Consider the following 23,848-nt stretch of genomic DNA (forward strand, 5'->3'; position numbering starts at 1 on the left):
ATGCCGGTTAGCCACGAAAGACCTGACTGGCTTTTTTAACAATGAAACCTGTTAACTCAACACGTTTATGAGTTTACCCGAATTAAGCCTTAACCGACCAGTCTTTGCGATGGTGATGTCCATCGTTATTGTCTTGTTTGGTGTCATCGGCTTCACCTTTCTTGGCGTCCGCGAATACCCGGCCATCGACCCGCCGGTTATCACCGTTCGAACCAACTATACTGGTGCCAACCCCGACATCATTGAATCGCAGATTACCGAACCCATCGAGAAATCGCTCAACAGCATCGAGGGGATTCGGACGATCTCATCCAACAGTGCTTTGGGGGCGAGTACGATCACGGTTGAGTTCAACCTCGATGCAGATCTGGAACGAGCCGCTAATGACGTGCGCGATAAAGTAGCGCAGGCTCAGCGTCAGCTTCCTCAGGATATTGATGCTCCCCCGGTAGTTACAAAGGCCGACGCCAACTCGGACCCTATTATCTTCATGACCGTTCAGAGCACGACGCGTAATCCGAGCCAGCTATCGGACTACGCTGAAAACGTGTTACAAGAACGGCTGCAAACGATTCCGGGCGTTAGCCAGGTTAACATCTATGGCCTGAAGCGCCAGGCGATGCGCCTTTGGATTGACCCGATCAAGCTTTCGGCTTATCAACTAACGACACAGGACATCCAGAACGCCCTAACGGCTCAGAACGTCGAGCTACCAGGCGGTAAGGTATACGGCAATAACACCGAGCTAACTGTAAAAGCGGTTGGTCGATTAACCACAGAAGAGGATTTTAACAACCTCATTCTGCGTCAAACGAACGATCAGATCATCCGTTTAAAGGATATAGGCTACGCTACACTTGGTGCCGAGAATGAAGAAACCATTTCTAAGCAGAACGGTGCTGTTGGTGTTATTCTGGTATTGATTCCTCAACCTGGTGCTAACTATGTCAGCATCGCCGATGAGTTCTACAAACGATTCGATCAACTCAAGAAAGACCTCCCCGAAGATATTATCGTTAGCATCGGGATTGACCGCAGTACGTTTATCCGCCGTGCTATTGAAGAAGTAGGGGAAACGCTTATTATTTCGTTTATACTGGTTGTACTGGTTATCTACTTCTTCTTCCGTGACTGGCTGATTGCTTTCCGCCCATTGATCGATATTCCGGTATCACTGATCGGTGCGTTCTTCATCATGTACGTTGCTGACTTTAGCATTAACGTCCTAACCTTGCTGGGTATCGTGCTGGCAACCGGTCTGGTGGTGGATGACGGTATTGTGGTAACGGAGAACATTTTCAAGAAGATTGAGGATGGTATGGAAACTAAGCAAGCAGCCCGGGAAGGATCAAACGAGATTTTCTTTGCTGTACTGGCCACATCGATCACGCTGGCTATTGTATTCTTACCAATCATTTTCTTGCAAGGCTTCGTAGGGCGCCTGTTCCGCGAGTTTGGTATTGTCGTGGCAGGTGCGGTATTGATCTCAGCCTTCGTATCGCTGACCCTGACTCCAGTTCTAAGCGTGAAGCTGACGAGTAAGAACCACGGGAAAGACTCCTGGTTTTACAAGAAGACAGAACCGTTTTTCCAGTGGCTTGACAAAACCTACCGTGATTCACTCAACAGCTTCATGCGTAAGAAGAGATGGGCCTTTGGTATGATTGCGATCTGTCTTGCCTTAATTTTTGGGCTGGGGTCATTATTGAAATCTGAGTTAGCTCCACTCGAAGACCGTAGCCGAACACGGATTGCCATTACATCGCCGGAAGGTACCAGCTACGAGGCCCAGGCCTCCCTAACGGATCGGGTAATGCAGTTTGTGCTTGATTCTATTCCGGAGACCAGGCTGGCATTTAGTGTGGTGGCACCTGGTTTTTCGGGGGCTGGCGCCGTAAACTCATCGTTTGTCATCATTAACATGAGTGACCCCTCTGAACGGCAGCGCTCACAACAAGACATCGTGGACTATGTTAACAAGAACCTGAAGAAGTTCAGCGAAGCCCGCATGTTTGCTACGCAGGACCAAACCATTCAGGTGGGTCGGGGTGGTGGTCTACCCGTTCAGTTCGTTATCCAGAACCTGAACTTCGAGAAGCTGCGGGAAAAGCTGCCCAAGTTCCTGGAAGAAGTGCAGAAAGATCCGACTTTTCAAAATAGTGACGTTGACTTAAAATTCAATAAGCCTGAACTGAACATCAGTATCGACCGCGAAAAAGCGACGAGTCTCGGCGTTTCGGTTCAGGATGTGGCCCAAACTCTGCAGTTGGCACTTAGCAACCGTCGTCTGGCTTACTTCCTGATGAATGGTAAACAGTATCAGGTTATTGGTCAGGTTGCCCGTGGAGACCGCGACGAACCCGTCGATCTGGCTTCGTTTTACGTCCGCACGAATCAGGGTGAATTAATTCAGTTGGATAACCTCGTGCGGTTTGCTGAAGTCAGCAGCCCCCCGCAGGTATACCACTACAACCGGTTTAAGTCGGCGACTGTATCGGCGGGTTTAGCACCCGGCAAAACGGTCGGCGACGGGGTAACAGCCATGCAGGCCATTGCCGCCCGTACACTCGACGATACCTTCCAGACGGCATTGTCGGGGCCGTCACGCGACTACGCCGAAAGCTCTTCGAATACATTGTTCGCGTTTGGCTTAGCGCTGATTCTTGTTTATCTGGTCCTGGCGGCTCAGTTCGATTCATTCGTTGATCCGTTGATTATCATGATGACGGTGCCATTGGCGCTGGCGGGTGCTGTCTTCTCACTCTGGATGTTTAATCAAACATTAAATATTTTCAGCCAGATTGGTATCATCATGCTGGTTGGCCTCGTAACGAAGAACGGAATCCTGATTGTCGAATTTGCCAATGAGCAACGGCTAACGGGTAAAAATAAGTTCGAGGCTGCTGTTGAGTCAGCCGCCCTTCGTCTGCGCCCAATCCTGATGACTACACTTGTGGCCGCATTCGGTGCTCTGCCGTTAGCGTTGGCCATAGGGTCGGCGTCGAAGAGCCGTGTTCCACTCGGTATCGTTATTGTAGGGGGGCTGCTCTTCTCGCTGGTGCTGACCTTATACGTAGTGCCCGTTATTTACACCTATATGACGCGTCGGAAAGATGCCGAAAAACGGCCGCTGCCACAACCGGAAGGACGCCAAACCGGCGATACGACCCGGCCCGAAGAAATGGAAGTACGGGTATAAACCTGAACCAGGCTCTAAGAAACGAAAGGCACGAACCAATTTGGTTCGTGCCTTTCGTTTCTTAGAGCCTGGTTATTTACGATGTTTACGCGTGCTTATAAACTTTCCGTCGGCGTCGAACAACAGGAAGTACGTAGTACCAGTCTGCGTAATCGCCACCGCATACAGCGTAGCGCCATCGCGGGTCGTGGCCTGTTCAGCCCGTACGAATGTGTACCCGGCGTAGTTCGTGTTCAGATAGTCCAGCGTTGCCTGCGAAAGCTTATCCTGCGTAACACTCGTAGCCATTGGCGGCTTACCCGGTCCGCCCGGCCGACCTTTTGGTCGCTCCAGGAGCTTACCCGTTGCATCGAAGTTCAACCGGATGGTTTTGCTGTTCTGCGTAATTTCCACCTCGTAATACAGCACCACACCCGACGAATCGGCCCCTTGTTCCGCCCCTGCGAAAGCATAACCTGCGTAAGTCGTGTTCAGATAATCTAGAATAGTCTGCGGGAGCTTATCCTGGGCAATCGTCGTCTCGTTGGCTTCGCGCGGTCCCGGTCCGCCTTTGTGGCCCCGTCCCGGCAGCAACGTACCGTTCGCGTCGAAGTGAAGGTGATACCGTACTCCCCCCTGCTCAATGACAACGGCATAGAACGTAGCACCCGCCCGGTCGGTGCCCTGAACGCCCTGCACGAAGGCATAGCCCGCGTAGGTCGTGCTCAGGTAATTCAGCACGGCCTGCGGTAGTTTGTCCTGCGTAATCACGGTACCTTTCCCGAAGCCATCCACGGCAGTTGCGCGGGCAGCCGATGCGGTTGTCTGATCGTCTGGTGTTACGTTGGTACCAGCCTGATTGCAGCCCGCTGCCAGCGCGGCAACGAGCGCGATAAACATCCATTGTTTTTTCATAAAAAACGTAGCGAAACAAGAGTAAGAGTTAAGAAAGTGTTGTGGTAAAGCGTGAGCCCTTCAAAGGCTGTCGTTCCGGGTCGACCATTGGTCATCGCCATTTCGCCTGACCGCCTGAATCGTGACAATAGTCGGGGCCGATTGGTAGAAGTCGAACAGCGCCCGCCCCAGCAGCTCGTGACTGACGGCGTTGAGGTGCGTAGCATCATCCGGCAGAAAATATTCGTCGTGGGGCAGCAGCACCGAACTCGAATCGAACACGCTGAATAACTGATCACCCGCCTTTCGGAGTAGCAGCGACCGGCACCGCCTGCGTAACCACGCCTGAACGGGGTCACGATGCGGCAGTGGAGTCAGCAGGAGTACGTGATGCCGGTACGGACGTAACGTTTTGAGCAAAGTTGATACGAAAAGAGACCTGGAGCGGGGCCGGGTTAACGCCTGTATGCCGATGGTTGTCCATTCCCGCAAGCGCTGCATGGCTCGACCTGCCCAATGCTGTTTCGGAGACGTAGCGTTTTGGCCGAGCCTGGGTAAGGGTAGGTACCGCATTGAAGGCTGCCCCATCCAATACTCCAACTGCAATACGATGAGGTCGTATTGATTTAGCGGCAGCCGATCTAACGTGGCCAGCACCTGCGCCGGCGTTAAGTGCGCGTAGGCCTCAACCGACATCGCCCGTCCGGGGCGGCTCATTTGGCGACTGAAGTGCCCTACATAACTCAGCTGCCCCGACGATAGCCCATATCCATACGTGTGCCCATCGCCAATTACCAACACATTCATCAGACAACGAACCGAAAACGAGTGATTGTTTTCTGGCCTTTACGAAGGGCCGCAGAAAAACGTGGCAGGGCGTTCTAAATTTTAATCAACCAAACGGAACCGTGCAACGTTGTGTAGCCGGAAGGCGTATTGTTTTTTACCATCACGGGTGTTTACGTTAATCCGACCGAACTTTGTTTTTCCGAAAATCGTCTCCGTTCGCCGAAAATGACCTCATTAGTGTCATTCGGGCCTGTCGTGCTAACGATCCGCGAGCACAACGTACGCTATTCAAGCAGTTTTTCGGGTACGCGAAAAGTATTTGTTTGCGCTACACATCAAACGTTGAGGAAGCCGAAGACGTCCTGAACGAAGGGTTTCTAAAAGCCTTTCAGCACCTGGATAGCTACGACGAAGCGTTGCCGTTTAAAGCCTGGCTTCGAACCATCCTGGTGAACACCGCTATCAGCCATTATCGGAAGAATCACCGGCATGAGCAGCACAGTTCGCTGGAATCGGGCGAGCAGGTCGCATTTGACGACGATATTGTTGATCAGATTGCGGCCGAGGAGATCCTGGCGTTGGTACAGCAGCTTAGCCCAACGTACCGAACGGTGTTTATGATGCACGTTGTGGATGGTTACAGTCTCCACGAGATAGCGGGCTTACTGAGTCATAACGAAGCCACCGTTCGCTCCAACTACGCTCGTGCCCGCCAGAAATTGCAGCAACTCATCAAACAGGCGTATCCATTCCACCAGAAACCTCTTCCTGCGACACCCATCCGATACTATGAAAACTGACCGATTTACCGATATCATCCGGCGAAAACTGGAGAGCATTCGGCCGGAATTTTCCGAGAACGACTGGTTGCGTATGCAGGCAACTCTGCAGCAGGCCAGTCCCCCTCAGCCAAGTCCGGCTGGGAATGGCCCTTCTCCCATTGCCCACAGCTGGACGGCCCAGCCCTGGCTAATGGCAGCAGCTGCGATTAGCACCGTTGCCCTGATCACGCTCAGTGTCTGGCAGCGTAGGGAGATTACGCAGCTTCGCGAAACCATTGCCCAGGCCAACCAGCAGACGTCGACGGCACCTGCCCCTACCCCGGCAAACATTGGCAACAGACCGGCAGAGCGCTCTGAACAGCAGGAGCTATCAACCGATGGGCTACATTCTAAAGCCGCACCCGTCACGCCATCTCGTGAGAATCAGTTGGAGCAAACAGTTCGTTCGGATCGCGATACCGTTTACATCACCCGTTACGTTCCCATGCCTATCCGGCAGGAGGCTGCCGAGCCGACTTTGCCTGTACAGCGTGAAAAAGTCTCCCGTGAGCGCTATACGGTAACTACGCCTAAACCGGCTGAAGTCGACAATGAGGTAGCCTACAACACCCCTTTTCCTGACCAAAACCTTGACCTGAATGACAAACTTTCTACGCCAAATTCTTTGAATAGACGCACCCGTAAGAACCAATCGACAACCCCGAACCGGGAAGCGAACCGAATGGAGGCAGGTCAGGACCGTTCTCCGGAACGCATTACGGATACCAGCCCGCAAACGCCACTATCAGCCAATACACCGGATGAAACTAATAAGGCGATCTCTTCCGGGGCTCCGTCTACCAATTCACCGATCGAAGTCGCTGCGTCTGCTCCGACAGCTCCTGTTGAGTTAGCCGCCAGTCGGCCGTTGGTGTTGCAATCTATGGACTGGAGTACGGCGCTAAGTAATCGGGCCAGGCGCCTTCGGCCGACGCGCGCATCTGTACCCGCTACGCAACCTACAGTCAGCAAGCCGGTTGAGCAGCTGGCGTTCAAACTTCGGCTGGGCCCTGGTGCAGATGTAACGGCACACATGTGGAGCGTAGGCGGACTCGCCGAACTGGCGGTGGGCGACCATTTTACCCTGAGTGCGGGGATGAGCCAGGGTACGTACCTGATGGGAACATTCCTCACCGACGAGGATTTTAACGTGCGTACGCACCGGGATTTCCGTCGGCAGATCGCACGGGGTATCGACCCAAGAAGCGATATTCTGAACATCGATACGCGAATGATACGTATCCAGATCCCGGTCAGCCTGGGCTACCGGATTCCGATTAGTCGCTCGTTTACGTTACTGCCCTCAGTTGGTACGTACCTGAATCTGTCCAATACAGAAAATGTGACGTTTTACTACCGGATGATGCCACTCCGTGGTTATGATACAGCCAATTTCCAGAACCGCTGGCCCGTAGACGTGCTCAATAACATAAATCTCGCTACCAGCCTGGAATGGCACGGAGGCCACTGGGCGGCTCAGGCCGGGCCGATTGCTACGATGCGGTTACAGCAGCCCAACGCTCCAAATTCACAGCAAGAGAGTGGTATTGGTTTACGGGCCCGAGTGTTCTACCAGTTCTAAAAGTTGACAACGGCCAGAAGATGAATCATCTTCTGGCCGTTGCACCTGCATTTTTGAAACCTGATCTTTATGGGTTATCTTTTTTTGCCGATAGCTCGTTGCCCTGCACAGCCATCGTTAAACCGGTTATGGCCTTTGTCGTCGCATCCCGCCTAAACGTAATAACGGAGCCGTACGAACTGGTTGACTGATACGTATCTGCTTTAGCCTGTTTCAGCAGTTTGTTCTTTCCGTAGCTATCAGCCTCGCCGTATAAATCGCCTTTCTCGCTGGTTACGGTAAACTTTTGAATTGGGCTACCGCTGGCGAAGGTATACGCACCCGTGTAGGCCTTGGTAGAATCAGCAGCTGCGCCGGTCGTTTGCGCCTTTGTAGTCGTTGCAGCAAACAGCAGACCGATGATCAGGAATAGGTTTCGATACATTTTCATGGTTTAAAGAACTTAGATTCAATCGGTTTACAAGGTAAGCGAAAATCTGGCATACGGAATCAGTCCTTTATAAAACACTTCGCTAACGGCTTCCATACCAAATCGCCGGTAGAAGTCGGCCGCGTCGAGCCGGGCATCACACCAAAGCTGGATTGCGCCTGCCTGTCGTGCTTCCGCAATCACCCGAGTTAACAGCATCGTGCCGATACCTTGTCGCTGGCAATCCGGACGGGCAGCAAATTTCCGAAAACGCGCCGTCTGACCGTCGACGAAGAGCGAAATCACCGCCACTAATTCTTCGTTCTGGAACGCGCCGAAATGCTGGCCTTCGGCATCATTGTCAACTTTAACGTACTCCAGCGGCTTACCGGGCCACAGCACCGCATGGCGAAGCGGATACGTTTGTTCGGGCGAAATGGATTGAATCGTAATCATGTGGGCACGTTTGATTCGGCAAACGGTAAAACTAAGAGTTTATAGAATTAGATAACCCGTTGTTAAGCATTGCGACCAGGCTGCTTACCGCTTTATTGTTGTAGTTATAACTACAGCAAAAGGAGTTTACGCTACGTCTGTTTTTGACATACTGCGGAATTTTGTGCTTATAAAAAATAGCCCTCCTAACACCGTATTGACCAGCCCGTCAGGTAACATTGGCCAACTACCTGGCCCAGCGTTGGCGCTGAAAAATCATATCGCAGTGGTTATCAGCAGTGGGGGCTGAATCAGACCTCATTAGTTAAACGACCTTCGGAAAGCCAGGGGCGATAGATGCGTTTTCGTTTTAAAGAGTTTACTAAACGATTGTGAGTGTTCGAAACCCAAGGCATAAGCGACTTCACTGACGGATAAGTTAGTCGTGGATAAGATTTCTTTCGCTTTGTCGATGAGTTTAGCATGAACATACTGTTGCGCGTTCTGACCGATCAATGACCGTAGCATGTCACTCAAATAACTCGGCGACAGGTTCACCTGTTCGGCCAGGTAATGAACCGTCGGTACCCCCTGGTTTACCGAGCGTTGGTCGGCAAAATAAGCCTCTACGACCTCTTCCAGCTTTTGTAACAGATCACTGTTGACGGCTTTTCGCGTGATGAACTGCCGTTTGTAATACCGATTGGCGTAGTTGAGCAGCAACTCGATCTGGGCTATAATCACATCTTGACTGGAGTCGTCAATTCGGCTGTTCAGTTCGTGGTCGATCATCGTAAAGATATCGAGAATGGTCCGCTTCTCGTCCTCCGACAGATGCAGGGCTTCATGAGTAGCATACGAGAAGAAGCCATACTGTTTGATGGATCTGGCCAGGGGATACCCTAAAAGGAAGTCGGGATGAATCAATAACGTATAAGCCGAACACGCAGTGGCTTCATTGTCGTGGTTACCGATAAGTTGCCCCGGCGCAGCGAACAGCAGCCCTCCTTCATCAAAATCATAATAATGCTGGCCGTACTTTAATTTACCACTCAGTTTTGGTTTATACGATATTTTATAGAAACCCAGCACATGGTAGGGAGGAAGTCTGAGATCTTCTACCTGCGAATGAGGACCATTGATCAGACTAACCAACGGATGTCGGGGTTGAGGCAAACCAAAGGCTCGGTGTGCCTCCGTGAGTGATTCAATTTTATAAGGGCTGTTCTCTTCTTTTTTCATTACGTAGTCCGAAAAGGATAACCGATAACCGGGGCGGTTATCGGTTATCATCAATACGTTGGTAAGCAATTTTTGCGGTTTCTAGGTTCCGGAGCGAGACTGCCCCTGAGCCGAGTTGGAAACGGCTTCCCAGGCTTCCCAGGTGGCCAGTCGCTCCGTAAAGGCGGCACGTACCGCAGGTAAATTATGGCTACCCAGAAAGAAGCGTAACGGGGGATTTTTGGCATCGACCAGTTGGAAAAGTGCCCCTGGAGTTGCAGCCGGATCACCGCGTTCCTGGGATATCAAACTCTGGAAGAAATTGTTCTTATAATCAGCGTAGATGTCCAGGCCTTCAACAAATTTCAGGGATTCCTGACTGCCGAATTCAGTGGCATAGGCTCCCGGTTCAATAAGGGTTACGTTGATACCAAAAGGTTTAACCTCGGCCGCCAGGCTTTCGTGAATGGCTTCGAACGCCCATTTTGACGAACAGTAGTAACCGATTACGGGCAAGGTAATCTGGCCCAGATTGCTGGATACGCCAACAATGTGACCACTTCCCTGCTTTCGGAGCAGCGGCAGGGCTGCCTGAATGACGGCAACCGGGCCTAACACATTCGTTTCGTAGAGCGCTCGAATGTCCGTCGGGCTGGCTTCTTCAATAGTGCCAACTAGTGAATAACCGGCGTTGTTGAGCACGATGTCAAGCCTGCCGAAATGAGCGTGTGCTTGTTTAACGACGGTCGTAATCTGCTCAGGATTGGTCACGTCAAGCTCCAGGGTTAGCACGTTTTCGCCGAATTTTTCATTCAACTCGGCCAGGCTGGACAGCTTGCGGGCCGTAGCAACCACTTTGTCGCCCCGCTCAAGGGCGGCCTGTGCCCAAACGCGTCCAAAGCCCCGGGAAGCCCCCGTAATAAACCACACTTTAGGAGCTGTTCCAGATTCCTGCGCATAGCTGGCAACTGCCGTTTCGTTTTGTTGTATCATGATTCATTGGTTAATGATACGGCAAAGGTCACTAGGTGAGAACTGCCATTTGTAGGCTAACCGGGGGCATTTGTAGTCGAAACGGGTAATCAGAAATTATGGGACTGTTTTTCTTATAAACCCTAATTCTGGAAGAACACCTAACAGAGATTGATAGCCTCCGGCACGATACACAAAAGCCGTTGCCGATATAAAATCGGCAACGGCTTTTGTAAAAGGGCTTACACATTGCGGACTATACCTGAGGGCGATCCCAGAACGCAGGCGGTTCTACACCCAGACTGCGCAGATAAACATACGCCTGACCCCGGTGGTGAATCTCATTATCGATCAGGTAGAACAGAAACCAGTAGATCGGGCCTTCATACAGATCGAAGGCCTTGTCGACCTCCTGGAAGCGAGCGGGGGGAATCTGCGGCCAATGGGCGTTGATCTTCTCGGTCACCCGATCCCACTGCGCGAGTACTTCCTCCTTTGTCGTGGCTTTGGCTTGTGCCTCCGCACCATCGTCAAACGAAGGCCACTCGCCCGAAATAACGCCCTGCATACTCTGATCGGCCATCTGCAGGATTTCATCGATCAGCGCCGAACAAGGCCGCATGCCACCCAGGGAATACGTAAAGAAGTGCTCCTCGGGATAAACTTCGATCAACCGGCGGGTGAGTGCCCGGTGTCCCTGCCAATGGGCGAGAAGTTGCTCGGGAGAGATGACGATCTGATCCGTCGTTTGGCTACGTTGCGCTGTGTTTTCCATGATCTGCTAGTGGTTGAAGTTGTCAATTAATTGACAATACAAAGAAAAGCCTGGGGAGTGACAGCGGTATGTCAGTAGTGAACCCAGCCGCATTGAAAATTCTCAGCGGACGTAGGCCATTCAAAACGGCAGTTTGCCCAGATCTACATTGCCGCCCGTCAGGATGATCCCGATTTTCTGCCCGGCAAACTGATCAGGTTGCTTCAGCACAGCGGCCAATGGAACAGCACACGACGGTTCGATGACTATTTTCATCCGCTCCCACACCAGCCGCATAGCCGCTATGATCTCTTCATCCGATACCGTAATAATATCCGATACGTGTTCCCGAATGATCGCCAGTGTTCGTTCGCTGAGCGTCGTCATCAGCCCATCGGCAATCGTTTTAACGTAGGGTGCTTTCTCCACCCGACCGCTCTGAAAGGAACGTACTGCATCGGCTGCGCCCTCGGGTTCCCCGGCGACAACGCGCGTTGTTAGGGATAAATAATGCGTAACCAAAGCCGTACCACTGAGCAGACCGCCCCCGCCAACCGGAGCCAGTAGTACGTCGAACGGGTTCTGACCAAAATCTTCGATGAGTTCCTTAGCGGCTGTCGCCTGACCAGCTATCACCCGATCATCGTCGAAGGGATGGACGAGCACGGCTCCGGTACGTTCTATTACGTCCTGTACCCCGGCTTCGCGGGCTTCGAGCGTTGGTTCGCACTCGATCACCTCGGCCCCGTAGCCCAGCACAGCCTCTTTTTTCACCTGCGGAGCCGTGCGGGGCATAACAATATACGCCGGTAAACCCACCTGGCGAGCGGCAAAAGCTACCGCCTGCGCGTGATTGCCCGACGAGTGCGTGGTTATAGCCTGCCCTTCCTTGTTCTGGGCGACCTGTAGCACGGCATTCAGCCCGCCCCGCGCTTTAAATGCCCCTACTTTCTGGAAGTTTTCGCACTTGAAATAAATGTCGGCTCCGGCTAGCTGGTTGATCGTTTGATTCGTCAGAACGGCCGTACGGTGAATATGAGGCCGAATCCGTTCGTGGGCATCGCGAATCGTGGCGAGAGAGATCATGGATGAGTATATTGTTTGTGGTTTGAGGTTTGAAGTTTGTAGTTTCGCAGCTGACTCTAACTCGCGGGCCGCTCTGGCGGCCCCTTACAAACATCAGATAATAAATCATAAACCCCAAGCCTATTTTCGTCATGACCACCAACCGTCGTACGTTTATCAAACAGGCCACCGGAGCCCTAGCCGGAATGACTCTCTTACCAAATGCGTTTGCTGACATCTCGAAAAAGAAAATGTTTTTTGATATTTCCCTGGCAGAATGGTCGCTGCACAAATCGCTGTTCGCTAAAAAAATTACGAACCTCGATTTTCCGGCCATCGCGAAGAAGGAATTTGATATCAGTATTGTTGAGTACGTAAACCAGTTCTTTAAAGACAAAGCTCAGGATAAAACGTACCTCAACGACTTGTTAACCCGCTGCAAAGACAATGGGGTCACCAATCACCTGATCATGATCGATGGCGAAGGCGGCATGGCGGAACTGGATGCAATTAAACGTAACCAGGCGGTTGAGAACCACAAGAAATGGGTGGAATGTGCCAAGTACTTAGGTTGCAAAACCATTCGGGTGAACGCCTACGGACAGGGTTCGCCCGAAGACGTACAGAAAGCGGCCGTTGAAGGACTGGGGAAATTAGGGGAGTTTGCTAAGCCGATGAACATCAACATTATCGTTGAAAACCACGGCGGTACCTCATCGAACGGACAATGGCTATCGGGCGTAATGAAGCAGGTAAACATGAAAAACGTCGGTACATTACCCGATTTCGGTAACTTCTGCATCAAGCGCAGTGCCAGCGGCTGCGATGAGCAGTACGACCGCTATCAGGGTACCCAGGAGCTGATGCCGTTTGCGAAGGGCGTTTCGGCCAAAACGTACGATTTTGACGAAAAAGGTAACTGCATCGAAACGGACTATAATCGCATTCTGAAAATTGTAAAAGAAAGCGGTTTTAAAGGTATTGCCGGCATCGAATACGAAGGCAGCAAACTTGATGAATATGAGGGTATTCGCAAAACCAAAGCGCTGCTCGAACGCGTAGGCGCAATTGTTTAACCGTTGTTGATAATCATCCATGGCTATTTCGCTTTTGTTACGAATGACCATGAATGACTACCAATCACTATAAAGACCAGTAAATGACCACTGAATATCAACTCAACGTCAGTTTCGTTGGCAACGAAGCCGTCCTGGGCGAGGGCGACTCGTTTTACAGTTACGCCCCGGCTCGCAATGAGCAACTGACCGACACCTTCACCAACGTATCGGCCGAGCAGGCGAATCAGGCGGTTGAAAAAGCAGCCGCTGCTTTCTCTGCTTATGCTAAACTTCACCCGGGCCAGCGTGCCGATTTTCTGGACGCCGTTGCGGCCGAAATCGAAGCGCTGGGCGATCAACTCATCGAATGGGCCGTGCTGGAGAGCGGCCTTCCCACGGGCCGTATTTCGGGAGAGCGGGGCCGCACAACCGGCCAGCTCCGGTTATTTGCGAGCCTGTTGCGCGAAGGCTCCTGGGTGGATGCCCGCATTAACCCGGCCCTGCCCGATCGTCAGCCGATGCCCCGTCCGGATCTGCGCCAGATGCGCGTACCACTTGGGCCGGTTGTGGTGTTCGGGGCCAGCAACTTTCCGCTGGCGTTCTCAGTGGCGGGTGGCGACACGGCTTCGGCTCTGGCTGCCGGTTGTCCGGTCCTCTTTAAAGCACATCCTTCGCATCCTGGTACGTCGTCGTTAGTTGGTCAGGCCATTACTACGGCCGCTCAAAAAACCGGAATGCCCGATGGTGTGTTCTCGCTGCTTCACGCCGACAATGAGGTTGCCCAAAGCCTGGTCGCTCATCCGGCAGTTAAAGCCGTAGGGTTCACGGGCTCCCGTCGGGGTGGACTGGCCTTGTTGAAAATTGCCCAGGAACGCGAAGAACCGATCCCGGTTTATGCGGAGATGAGCGCTGTAAACCCGGTGGTCATTATGCCAGGGGCTATTCAGGAGAATTGTAACAAAGTAGCCGAAGGCCTAGCCGCATCAGTAACGCTCGGCGTTGGCCAGTTCTGCACGAACCCCGGTCTGGTATTTTTGCTGGATTCGGCCCAAACTAACGACTTTCTCGACACGGTTGCGGCCAAGATTCAGGCGACAGCACCCGCCACCATGCTGAATTCGGGCATCCATCAGGCGTATACCAAAGCGGTTCAGCACATTCGGGTACTGCCCGGTGTTCACGTGCTGGCCGAAGGCGAAACAGAGGCAGAAACTGACCGCACGGAAGGACGGGCCACTGTTTTAACCACAACCGCCCCTCTATTTCTGAGCAATACCGAATTAAGTCAGGAGATCTTCGGGCCCAGCTCGTTGGTCGTGCTTTGCCAGACCGAAAACGAATTAGCCGACTGTCTGGAGTCGTTGGAAGGTCAGTTGACGGCAACGCTGTACGCCACCGAAGCCGAACTGCAACAATCGGAGTTCGACTGGATAGAACTGCTGCAAACGAAAGCCGGCCGCGTCTTGTTCGGCGGTTTCCCGACCGGCGTTGAAGTTTGCGAAGCCATGACCCACGGGGGGCCATTCCCGGCTACCACCGACAGCCGTACGACCTCGGTTGGTACCGGTGCTATTCTTCGCTTTGTGCGGCCCGTTACGTATCAGAGCTTCCCCGATTCGCTGTTACCACTGGCGCTGCAAAATGCCAATCCGCTGGACATCTGGCGTAACGTAGACGGAAAAACGACAAAAGAGCCTGTCTGATGACGTAGTGAACTATAAAAAAGGACGAGCTACTTAGGCTCGTCCTTTTTTATTTCAAATTTCCCATGCCTCCATCAACGCCAATCACCTGACCGGTGATCCAGCTCGCCTGATCGGACAGGAGATAAGCCGCCATGCTGGCAATGTCCTCTGGAGTGCCGTATCGATTGAGCGGATGGCGTTTATTGCCCGCTTCGCGCTTGGCGTCGTCAGCTAACAGAAACTGGGCTAAAGGCGTATCGGTCAGTGAAGGCGCAACTGCATTCACACGGACGTTATACGGAGCAAATTCAGCCGCCAGCGATTTAGCCAATCCTTCAACGGCTGATTTGGCGACGGATACGGAAGAGTGCAGGCCCATGCCTAATTTGGCCGCTACGGTGCTGAACAGCACAATACTACCTGCTTTTGACTTTTTAATGGCCGGATACGCTGCGTGAATAGCCGCTACGGCCCCCAGCACATTGATTTCTAAATCAAGGCGGTAATCCTCGATCGTGAGCCGCTGAAAAGGCTTAAGGTTAATCGTGCCCGGGCAATAGACTAATCCGTGGAGAGTATCGGGAAGTTGGTTGAGCGCGTCGGCAGCGGGCGTCTGGGCGACATCCCAAACCATGTGGGTCGACTGGATGCCCTCGGGTTGCCGACGACCGGCAGTGAAGAGCGTAGCGCCCTGCGTTTGAAGCTGCTGCGCCAGCGCATGACCGATACCCGAGCTGGCACCCACAATAAGAATGTTTTTATCCTGCATGATCAGTTAGGTTGTTTATTAGTTTGTTGATGAAAACTTAAACAAACTAATAAACAACCTAACCGCCGAATAACTTAGATTGTTACGTTCGATTGGGCGATGTAGCGCAGCAGTTCCTGCCGGGTAGCATCCTGTTCAAACTTGCCGCCATAGGCCGACGTAATGGTTGAACTGTTTACATCGTGTACACCCCGCGTCGATACGCACAGGTGTTTGGCGTCGATGATAACGGCCACGTCTTCGGTGTCAAGTACTTTCTTCAACTCGTCCGCAATCTGCACCGTCAGCCGTTCCTGCACCTGGGGCCGCTTGCTGAAATACTCAACGATACGGTTCAGCTTCGACAGGCCGATCACTTTTCCGCTGGAAATATACGCTACGTGTGCTTTACCGATAATGGGTACAAAGTGGTGCTCACAGTACGTCTGCACGGTAATATCTTTCTCGACCAGCATTTCGTTATACCGAAACTTGTTGTCGAACAGCGTAGCGGCTGGTTTATTGGCCGGATTGAGCCCACTGAAAACCTCTTTTACGAACATCTTCGCCACGCGCCGGGGAGAGCCTTTCAGGCTGTCGTCGGTCAGGTCAAGGCCAAGTACGCTCATGATTTCCCGAAAGTGTTCTTCGATCAGGTCGATTTTAAGGTCATCGTCGAGATCGAACGCGTCGGGACGCATCGGCGTATCTATCGAAGAGGCACCGTGCGCATCGCCCATCTCGTCAATTAGTTCGTCGGCAGCGTGACCGTTCAATGCATGACCATTAATGTGGCTTCCGTTAAGCGGGGTATTCGACGAAGTTCCGTTCAGTTTCATACAATCTGATTTTAAGGTCTAAGCCCTCGCTTAGCTGGTTGCGTAAAATAGTGTAAATAACGATGGCAATGTTTTCGGCCGAAGGGTTCAGATCAGCGAACTCCTCCGTGTCCAGATTGAGATTTTTGTGATCAAACCGCTCCGTTACGTGTTCTTTGATCAGATCACCTAGGTATTTCATGTCGATGACGTAGCCCGTTTCGGCGTCAATGGGACCCGTCACCTGCACGATCAGTTCGTAATTATGCCCATGATAATTCGGGTTGTTGCACTTGCCGTAAACACGCGTGTTTTTCTCGTCCGACCAGTTCGGATTATTGAGACGATGAGCCGCGTTGAAGTGTTCCTTGCGAAACACAGCAACCCGTGGGGCATCTGCCCGGGAACTATTCATATAAGATAGAATCGAAATAGGGTTCGATCAACCTGTCGTTACAAAGTTTGTGTACAACACAGGCAGACGGCAGAGCGTGTAGCCAGGACGCTCATTAGTGTGCAAATACGCTATCCTTAACCGGATGCTTAAAATTTTTGTTCAACGTTTATTCAATAAAATTAAACAAATCAGACCCGGCTTGCTTGAATAACATTCAGTTTTAAACGATTGTTCCGTAGGCCGAATTCAAACGGAACCTCATTTAGGTACTGGCCGTTGTCGCACCATGAACCGCTTACGAACCACCATGATCACAATTCTCAGCATATTACTTGTTCTGGCAGGAGCCGTTTTCCTGTTTATACGGCAACCTCCGTTCGGCAGTGATCCAACGGCGAGCCGACTTGAGCGCATTCAGCACTCCCCCAACTTTCGGGATGGAACGTTTCAGAACCTGGCCCCCACAGCCGTCATGCGGGAAGATGCGTCATACCGCACCATGCTCGTTGATTACTTCAATAAACCGAAAGACAATAGCCCGGCCAAGCCGCTTCCTTCCATTCAGACCAATTTGAAAGCCATCGCTGACGATAAACCTACGATTGTGTGGTTTGGTCATTCATCCTATCTGATCAGGTCGAAAGGCATCACTGTTCTGGTCGATCCCGTGTTCAGTGGCAACGCATCCCCGGTGTCGTACTTTGGCAAGTCCTTTCCCGGCTCTGATGTGTACAGCGCGGATGATATGCCCAACATTGATCTGCTGGTTATTTCCCACGACCACTACGACCACCTGGATTACAAAACGGTAGTCCGGCTTATGCCCAGAATAAAAAAGGTGTACACGGCTTTAGGCGTGGGTGCCCATCTGGAACGCTGGGGATTTCCGGCCGATAAGATTGTAGAATTTGACTGGTGGGAACCGCATAAAGTGGCCGACGATATTGAGCTGACCGCTGCGCCAGCCCGGCACTTTTCGGGTCGGAGTCTGACGCGCGGAAAAACGCTATGGACCTCGTTTGTCCTTAGCCTGCACGGCTATACGCTTTTCCTGGGCGGGGACTCTGGCTACGGCGATCATTTTAAAGAAATCGGCACGAAATACGGCCCCTTTGATCTGGCCATTCTGGAGTGCGGTCAATACGGGAAAGACTGGCCCAACATCCACATGTTTCCGGACGAGGTAGCGACAGCCGCCCAGGATTTACGCGCCAAAACACTGCTTCCTGTTCACTGGGCCAAATTTGCCCTGGCGTATCATGCCTGGAACGAACCGATTCGGCTACTCACACAGGCAGCCGCTACGCGAGGGCTGGACGTAACAACGCCCCAGATCGGCGAGCCCGTGGTGCTTGGAGCTGTGTATCCTAAGAAAAGGTGGTGGTTATCTGAATAAAGTTGTTTCTTTAACCAGTCAATATTCCGTTTCCATGAGCACTACCCGACGCCAATTCATTCGTACAGCCGCCCTTACGGGTGCCAGCGCTTCTGTTTTTCCGTCCATCATAACCGCGGCCGATCGCGTCCGATCGAAGCCCGCTGATCCAAAAGTCAGGTTAGGCTTCATTGGGGTTGGCTCACGCGGGCGCAGCCATGTGGAGCAGGCACTGTACCGCGATGATGTGGTGGTGCCAGCTATCTGCGACATTGATGCCGACAGCATTGCCCGAGCCAATGAGCTCTTCAGAAAGAAAGGCCTTCCCCTGCCCGAAGCGTACACCAAAGGGGACGAAGCTTTTTTGCAGATGCTGAAGCGGGATGACCTCGACGGGGTTGTGATCGCAACGCCCTGGGAATGGCACACCCCAATGGCTGTAGCGACCATGAAAGCAGGTAAATACGCGGGCGTTGAAGTCTCGGCCACCGTTACGTTAAAGGAGTCGTGGGATCTGGTCAATACGTTCGAAAAAACCGGCAGCCCCTGCATGATTCTGGAAAATGTCTGCTACCGACGGGATGTGCTGGCGGTGCTGAATATGATTCGGCAGGGCTTATTCGGCGAAATGACCTACGCCCACTGCGGCTATCAGCACGACCTCCGCGATATTAAGTTCAACGACGGCAAGCATTACGCGGGTGGCGGGGCCGAATTCGGCGCGAAGGGTTACGCTGAAGCACGCTGGCGTACCCAGCATTCAGTCGAACGGAACGGCGATTTATACCCCACGCATGGTCTTGGACCGGTAGCGCACTGGCTCGACATTAACCGCGGCAACCGGTTCGTACACCTGACCAGCACAGCTACCAAAAGCCGGGGGCTGCACAAATACGTAGTGGACAAAGGAGGACCTAATCACCCCAACGCGAAGGTCAACTTCAAACTCGGCGACGTAGTGACAACGGTTATCCAGTGCGCCAATGGCGAAAACATCGTCATTATTCACGATACAAACTCCCCCCGCCCCTACTCGCTTGGTTTTAGGGCTCAGGGAACAAATGGCATCTGGATGGATGACAACGACATGATCTACCTGGAGGGTGTTACGCCCAAAGCGCACACCTGGGAGCCGTTTGCTGCTTACCAGGACAAATACGATCATCCGCTCTGGAAACGCCACGCTCAGGCGGCCGAAAAAGCAGGGCATGGCGGCATCGACTTTTTTGTGATGCGCGCATTCATTGAATCGGTGAAAACCAAAACACCACCCCCGATCGATGTATATGACGCAGCCGTCTGGAGCGCCATCAGTCCGCTGTCGGAAGAAAGTATTGCGGGCAACAGCAAATCCGTCGAAATTCCGGACTTCACCCGTGGCAAGTGGAAGACCAACAAGCCCATTTTTGCTCTGGCCGATACGTTTTAATGAATTATGTAGAATGAACGATGGATAATAAAAGCAGAAAAGCGTAGTTTGGCGATTCCATTGCCCACAGCTATTTGTAGACCCAGTATTCATCGTTCATTCGTTCTTCCTGTATGACCCCTACTGCGACCCAGACCCCACCCAAAAACTACACGGGTCCACTGCTCATCATTGGCGCCCTTTTCTTTGTTTTTGGCTTTGTTACGTGGGTAAACAGCGTCCTGATCGCCTTTTTCAAGCAGGCGTTTAACCTCAGCACGGTCGGATCAAACCTGGTAGCCTTTGCCTTCTTCATCTCGTATACGCTGATGGCCATTCCGTCGTCGGCGGTGCTGAAGCGCACGGGTTTCAAAAATGGCATGTCGTTAGGCTTGCTGGTCATGGCTGTGGGAACGCTGATCTTCGTTCCAGCGGCCAATGCGGTGTCGTATCCCTTGTTTCTGGTGGGTCTGTTCCTGATCGGAATTGGCTTAACGGTGCTCCAAACGGCTTCGAATCCATACGCTACGATTCTGGGTCCGCGCGAGAGTGCCGCCCAACGTATTAGTTTTCTGGGTATTGCCAACAAACTGGCGGGTATTATCAGCCAGCGCATTTTCGGTGGCCTGTTGCTAACGGGAACGAGCGTAGCGATCGGGGCCGAAAGTTTGCAGAAAGTGGTTAGCCCTTATCTGGTTCTGACGGGTATTTTAGTGGTGCTGGCCGGGCTTATCCGCTTTTCTAATCTTCCCGAAGTATCTGAAGAACAGGACGACGCCATTGTAGAGACAACTTCTCAGCATACAAGTATCTGGCAGTTCCCAAACCTGGTACTGGGCGTAATTGCTCTTTTCTGTTACGTAGGTGCCGAAGTAATTTCGGGCGATACGATCATCAACTATGGTAAAGCCATTGGTTTTGGCAACGACGAAGCCAAGCACTTCACCGAGTACACACTGTATGGATTGCTGGCGGGTTACGTATTAAGCATCATTGCCATTCCTCGTTTCATTTCTCAGCAGAACGCCCTACGGTACGGTATGCTTCTGGCGGTGGCTCTGACGGTCGGTGCATTGGTAACAGAAGGTTTTACGTCAGTGCTGTGTATTGCATTGTTGGGCTTTGCCATTGCCCCTGCGTGGCCTGCTATCTGGCCGCTGGCGCTTAACCACTTAGGCAGCTTTACCAAATTAGGCTCGGCACTACTTATTATGGCCATTGCTGGTGGTGCTGTATTGCCCTTACTGCACGGCTATCTGACGGATACAGTAAGTCCTAAAGCCGCTTATGGGCTTCTCCTGCCTCTCTTTGGCTATATTCTCTATTACGCAACAATCGGCTATAAAAAGACGAAGTGGTAAGGTCGGTTGACGTATTGAAGGCTTACAGTTGTTAATGAACGTATAGTATGGCGAAAACACACCCTGCAGCGCATGGTTGAACGTCAGATACGTCAACAGGAAGTTTTCAGGTTTTAAGAGTTGGTGAAGTGATTAGAGATTATCCGGACGATAACCCTTTTGCGAGCGCTTTGCTGTTTTCCACAATAGATTAACGCCCTTATCAGTTGGTTGCGTCTTATGACGAACCAACTGATAAGGTTTATAGTATTACGGTCTATGAACCTTCGCCTGAAGTATCTGAGCCTGATTTTAACACCAGAAAGCAATGACAAGACCTTGAAGCCTGTCCTATTTGTGGAGGTCATAAAGAAGTGGGTTATACGACGTTCAGCGCCGATTTAGGCGAAGGCTTAGTGGTTGTACGCCATGATGTCCCAGCTATGATCTATGACCAATGCGGAAAGGAGTGGATCGACAATACGACTGCTGAGCAGTTAGAATTTATTGTTGAGGAAGCGCGTCAGAAAAACATCAAATAGAAGTTTTATCGTTTTAACATTGCTTATAACCGCTTCCACTCCCGGCCGGATCTGCCTGTTTGGTGAACATCAGGATTACCTGGGGTTACCCGTTATTGCAGCCGCCATTTCGCGTCGTATTCAGGTTCAGGCCGAACCGACCAAACAGCCCGGTTTTCGACTGAACCTGCCCGACATAAATAGTTCGGTCGACATTCCCTTCGACGGTACACCACTGGGCTATCCTCAGGATCGGGATTATTTCCGGTCGGCCGTAAATGTGCTGCTGCGGGAAGGCTTTACGTTCTCGAACGGTATTCGGGGTGAGGTACACGGCAACATTCCCATTAACTCGGGTACGTCGAGTTCCTCGGCCTTGCTGGTGACCTGGCTCAACGTCCTGACGCAACTGGCCGACGAACCGCGTCAGCTCTCGCCGGAACAACTGGCCGAACTTGCCTACATGGCGGAAGTGCTTGAATTTGGCGAGCCGGGGGGCATGATGGATCATTATGCTACGGCCGTTGGTCAGGTTATTTACCTGGAGTCGCAGCCGGCAATCAAGCTCCTTAAATTAACCCCTCAGGTAGGTACGTTCGTGCTGGGCGACTCACTGGAGCCTAAGGACACGATTGGAATTCTGAAGCGGGTGAAGTTTGGTATGCTGGCGATTATTGCCCGGCTTAACAGTGTTAACCCCTCGTTTTCCTTGACCGAATCAGAAGGCACCGAAGCTGCTGAGTTCAAGGATATTCTGACAAAAGACGAATACATTCTGCTAAAGGGCAACCTGGCTAATCGGGATATTCTTCGGGAAGCACTGTCAGTTATGCAGGCGCCCGTGCTGGACCACGTCCGGTTTGGCCAGCTCTTAATCGATCATCAAAGCAACTTACAGGATGCGCAGCGGATTTCTACGCCTAAAATCGACCGGATGCTCGACGCAGCGATGAGGGCAGGGGCGCTGGGTGGAAAAATCAACGGATCAGGCGGGGGCGGCTGCATGTTTGCGTATGCGCCTACGAATTCTGAAGCTGTTGCTGAGGCTATCGAACGAGAAGGCGGTAGGGCGTACGTAATTTCCGTCGACACGGGCAGCGTTAGCACTCAGACTACGTAACGTTAGCTGCTCGCTGGGCCGGAAACCAGGACGTAGCGAACGTAATGCCAACCACCAGAATGCCCGTTAAGACAATGTCAGCTAGGTCCAGGCGCACCGGATAAGCGTCGATGATCGAACTGGTCGTGCCGATTCCAACAAACCCATACTGCTCCTGAGCTAAGCAAATAGCAACACCCAAGACTAATCCGGTAAATGCACCGGTCAGGCCAATGATGGCGCCTTCGGTCAGGAAAATGCGACGTACCAGACTGGCAGTGGCTCCCATCGCGAAGAGCACCTTGATATCTTCTTTCTTTTCGACAACCAGCATCGATAATGAAAAGAAAATATTGATGGAAGCCGCCAGAATGATAAACGATAAGGTTACGGCAACCAGTAACTTTTCAATCCGAATCGTGCGGTAAAGCTCGGTGTTGAGGTCATCCCGGCTTTGCACCAGCAACTGCTCCCCCACTACGTTCTGCAGCGCTGTCCTGGCCTGATTTTCGTCGGTACCGGGTTGCAGCTGAATTTCGAGGCTCGTCACCTCGTCGGGCTGGTAACCGAACAGGGAGCGGGCTACGTGAATGGGCGTTAACACAAAGTTGTCGTACTTCGCTTCCGGAATAAAAAACACGCCTGACACCGTCAGTCGCTCGCGGCTTAACGCTTCCGGATTCAGTACGCTGAGCGATTGGCCCCGTTGGGGATATAACAGTTCGAGGGGCGTCAGAATATCGACGGGCGAAATGCTCAGATCGTTACGTACCCCTTCGGCTACAACCGCATAATTTATGTCATGCTGACGTAACAGCAGCTTACCTTCCAGCAAGGCCGAATCAAGCTGCTGGCGTTGCAGATAGCTCTCATCTACGCCTTTCACCTGCACTACGGTCTGTCCGTCGGCGTAATGAGCCAGTGCGTTATCCTGAGCCACGGTGGTCAGCAACTCAACGCCCTGTGTCTGACGCAGGCGGTTCAGGAGTGCCGTATTAGCCAAAAACCGCTTCCCCTGCTTCGGCGAAATGGTCATGTCGGCTTCGAAGGTTTTAAACATCTGCCGGTTTAGCTCGCGCATACCGTTAAACACCGACAGCACCACGATCAGAGCCATGGTGCCGACGCCGACGCCCAGCATCGACATAATAGACAGTAAGCTTATAAAGCTTCGTTTCTTCTTCGAGAAAAAGTACCGGCGGGCAATCCAGACGGGCAGATTCATGCATTAATTGTGAAAGAGTGAAAGGGCGAAAGAGTGAATAAGCGAACTGCACAC

At 52.2% G+C, this 23,848-nt stretch carries 21 protein-coding genes and 1 pseudogene; 10 read left to right on the forward strand and 12 right to left on the reverse strand.

Features of this window, described 5'->3' with window-relative positions; translation table 11 throughout:
* Positions 1 to 67 precede the first annotated feature (67 nt).
* Positions 68 to 3,199: an efflux RND transporter permease subunit gene (locus ACYVBJ_RS23335; RefSeq protein ID WP_460984706.1), complete on the forward strand. Its 3,132-nt coding sequence runs from the start codon at positions 68 to 70 to the stop codon at positions 3,197 to 3,199.
* A gap of 72 nt (positions 3,200 to 3,271) precedes the next feature.
* Here the strand turns inward: ACYVBJ_RS23335 and ACYVBJ_RS23340 are convergent, their stop codons facing one another.
* Both ACYVBJ_RS23340 and ACYVBJ_RS23345 read right to left on the reverse strand, forming a co-directional pair.
* Positions 3,272 to 4,093: a PepSY-like domain-containing protein gene (locus tag ACYVBJ_RS23340; RefSeq protein ID WP_460984707.1), complete on the reverse strand. Its 822-nt coding sequence runs from the start codon at positions 4,091 to 4,093 to the stop codon at positions 3,272 to 3,274.
* Positions 4,094 to 4,153: 60 nt separating this feature from the next.
* Positions 4,154 to 4,879 (reverse strand): SGNH/GDSL hydrolase family protein, encoded by a 726-nt coding sequence (locus ACYVBJ_RS23345; RefSeq protein WP_460984708.1) that lies wholly within the window; start codon positions 4,877 to 4,879, stop codon positions 4,154 to 4,156.
* Positions 4,880 to 5,052: 173 nt separating this feature from the next.
* Here ACYVBJ_RS23345 and ACYVBJ_RS23350 point away from each other — a divergent pair, with 173 nt between their 5' ends.
* Both ACYVBJ_RS23350 and ACYVBJ_RS23355 read left to right on the forward strand, forming a co-directional pair.
* Positions 5,053 to 5,661 (forward strand): RNA polymerase sigma factor, encoded by a 609-nt coding sequence (locus tag ACYVBJ_RS23350; protein ID WP_460984709.1) that lies wholly within the window; start codon positions 5,053 to 5,055, stop codon positions 5,659 to 5,661.
* Positions 5,651 to 7,264, forward strand: coding sequence for a hypothetical protein (locus tag ACYVBJ_RS23355; RefSeq protein WP_460984710.1), 1,614 nt, complete (start codon positions 5,651 to 5,653; stop codon positions 7,262 to 7,264). Before ACYVBJ_RS23350 ends, ACYVBJ_RS23355 begins: the two co-directional genes overlap by 11 nt.
* A gap of 67 nt (positions 7,265 to 7,331) precedes the next feature.
* Here the strand turns inward: ACYVBJ_RS23355 and ACYVBJ_RS23360 are convergent, their stop codons facing one another.
* From ACYVBJ_RS23360 to ACYVBJ_RS23385, 6 genes are all read right to left on the reverse strand, one after another.
* Positions 7,332 to 7,694: a DUF3471 domain-containing protein gene (locus ACYVBJ_RS23360; protein WP_460984711.1), complete on the reverse strand. Its 363-nt coding sequence runs from the start codon at positions 7,692 to 7,694 to the stop codon at positions 7,332 to 7,334.
* Between the two features lie 27 nt (positions 7,695 to 7,721).
* A complete protein-coding gene (locus ACYVBJ_RS23365; RefSeq protein WP_460984712.1) occupies positions 7,722 to 8,129 on the reverse strand; it encodes a GNAT family N-acetyltransferase in 408 nt (135 codons plus the stop codon).
* 300 nt (positions 8,130 to 8,429) lie between these two features.
* A complete protein-coding gene (locus ACYVBJ_RS23370; protein ID WP_460985267.1) occupies positions 8,430 to 9,350 on the reverse strand; it encodes a helix-turn-helix domain-containing protein in 921 nt (306 codons plus the stop codon).
* A gap of 81 nt (positions 9,351 to 9,431) precedes the next feature.
* Entirely contained in the window at positions 9,432 to 10,322 is an 891-nt protein-coding gene (locus ACYVBJ_RS23375) for an SDR family NAD(P)-dependent oxidoreductase (RefSeq protein WP_460984713.1), read from the reverse strand.
* Positions 10,323 to 10,557: 235 nt separating this feature from the next.
* The gene (locus ACYVBJ_RS23380) at positions 10,558 to 11,076 is read right to left on the reverse strand and encodes a DinB family protein (protein ID WP_460984714.1); all 519 of its coding nucleotides are present in this window, start codon (positions 11,074 to 11,076) and stop codon (positions 10,558 to 10,560) included.
* Positions 11,077 to 11,196: 120 nt separating this feature from the next.
* The gene (locus tag ACYVBJ_RS23385) at positions 11,197 to 12,141 is read right to left on the reverse strand and encodes a threonine ammonia-lyase (RefSeq protein ID WP_460984715.1); all 945 of its coding nucleotides are present in this window, start codon (positions 12,139 to 12,141) and stop codon (positions 11,197 to 11,199) included.
* Positions 12,142 to 12,272: 131 nt separating this feature from the next.
* Here ACYVBJ_RS23385 and ACYVBJ_RS23390 point away from each other — a divergent pair, with 131 nt between their 5' ends.
* Complete coding sequence (locus ACYVBJ_RS23390) at positions 12,273 to 13,196, forward strand: sugar phosphate isomerase/epimerase family protein (protein ID WP_460984716.1); 924 nt, start codon at positions 12,273 to 12,275, stop codon at positions 13,194 to 13,196.
* An 83-nt stretch (positions 13,197 to 13,279) separates the two neighbouring features.
* The gene (locus ACYVBJ_RS23395) at positions 13,280 to 14,881 is read left to right on the forward strand and encodes an aldehyde dehydrogenase (NADP(+)) (protein WP_460984717.1); all 1,602 of its coding nucleotides are present in this window, start codon (positions 13,280 to 13,282) and stop codon (positions 14,879 to 14,881) included.
* A gap of 49 nt (positions 14,882 to 14,930) precedes the next feature.
* Here ACYVBJ_RS23395 and ACYVBJ_RS23400 read toward each other — a convergent pair whose 3' ends face one another.
* The 3 genes from ACYVBJ_RS23400 to ACYVBJ_RS23410 form a co-directional block, all read right to left on the reverse strand.
* Positions 14,931 to 15,632 (reverse strand): SDR family NAD(P)-dependent oxidoreductase, encoded by a 702-nt coding sequence (locus tag ACYVBJ_RS23400; protein WP_460984718.1) that lies wholly within the window; start codon positions 15,630 to 15,632, stop codon positions 14,931 to 14,933.
* A gap of 74 nt (positions 15,633 to 15,706) precedes the next feature.
* A complete protein-coding gene (gene folE / locus ACYVBJ_RS23405; protein ID WP_460984719.1) occupies positions 15,707 to 16,450 on the reverse strand; it encodes a GTP cyclohydrolase I FolE in 744 nt (247 codons plus the stop codon).
* Complete coding sequence (locus ACYVBJ_RS23410; protein WP_460984720.1) at positions 16,413 to 16,844, reverse strand: 6-pyruvoyl trahydropterin synthase family protein; 432 nt, start codon at positions 16,842 to 16,844, stop codon at positions 16,413 to 16,415. The genes folE and ACYVBJ_RS23410 overlap by 38 nt, the downstream gene beginning before the upstream one ends.
* Positions 16,845 to 17,133: 289 nt before the next feature.
* On the opposite strand from ACYVBJ_RS23410, the gene ACYVBJ_RS23415 reads away from it, so the two are divergent.
* The 5 genes and pseudogenes from ACYVBJ_RS23415 (at position 17,134) to ACYVBJ_RS23435 (ending at position 22,590) form a co-directional block, all read left to right on the forward strand.
* On the forward strand, positions 17,134 to 18,222 hold the full coding sequence (locus ACYVBJ_RS23415; protein ID WP_460984721.1) for an MBL fold metallo-hydrolase: 1,089 nt from the start codon (positions 17,134 to 17,136) through the stop codon (positions 18,220 to 18,222).
* A 34-nt stretch (positions 18,223 to 18,256) separates the two neighbouring features.
* Positions 18,257 to 19,630, forward strand: a complete 1,374-nt coding sequence (locus ACYVBJ_RS23420) for a Gfo/Idh/MocA family protein (protein ID WP_460984722.1) — start codon at positions 18,257 to 18,259, stop codon at positions 19,628 to 19,630.
* Between the two features lie 113 nt (positions 19,631 to 19,743).
* Positions 19,744 to 20,970: a sugar MFS transporter gene (locus tag ACYVBJ_RS23425; protein WP_460984723.1), complete on the forward strand. Its 1,227-nt coding sequence runs from the start codon at positions 19,744 to 19,746 to the stop codon at positions 20,968 to 20,970.
* A gap of 353 nt (positions 20,971 to 21,323) precedes the next feature.
* A pseudogene (locus tag ACYVBJ_RS23430) lies at positions 21,324 to 21,368 on the forward strand (hypothetical protein); the annotation flags it as partial.
* Between the two features lie 142 nt (positions 21,369 to 21,510).
* The gene (locus tag ACYVBJ_RS23435) at positions 21,511 to 22,590 is read left to right on the forward strand and encodes a GHMP family kinase ATP-binding protein (RefSeq protein WP_460984724.1); all 1,080 of its coding nucleotides are present in this window, start codon (positions 21,511 to 21,513) and stop codon (positions 22,588 to 22,590) included.
* Here the strand turns inward: ACYVBJ_RS23435 and ACYVBJ_RS23440 are convergent.
* Complete coding sequence (locus ACYVBJ_RS23440) at positions 22,583 to 23,794, reverse strand: ABC transporter permease (RefSeq protein WP_460984725.1); 1,212 nt, start codon at positions 23,792 to 23,794, stop codon at positions 22,583 to 22,585. The two genes, ACYVBJ_RS23435 and ACYVBJ_RS23440, sit on opposite strands and share 8 nt — an antisense overlap.
* Between the last annotated feature and the right edge of the window lie 54 nt (positions 23,795 to 23,848).

Source organism: Spirosoma fluminis (genome assembly GCF_054778895.1).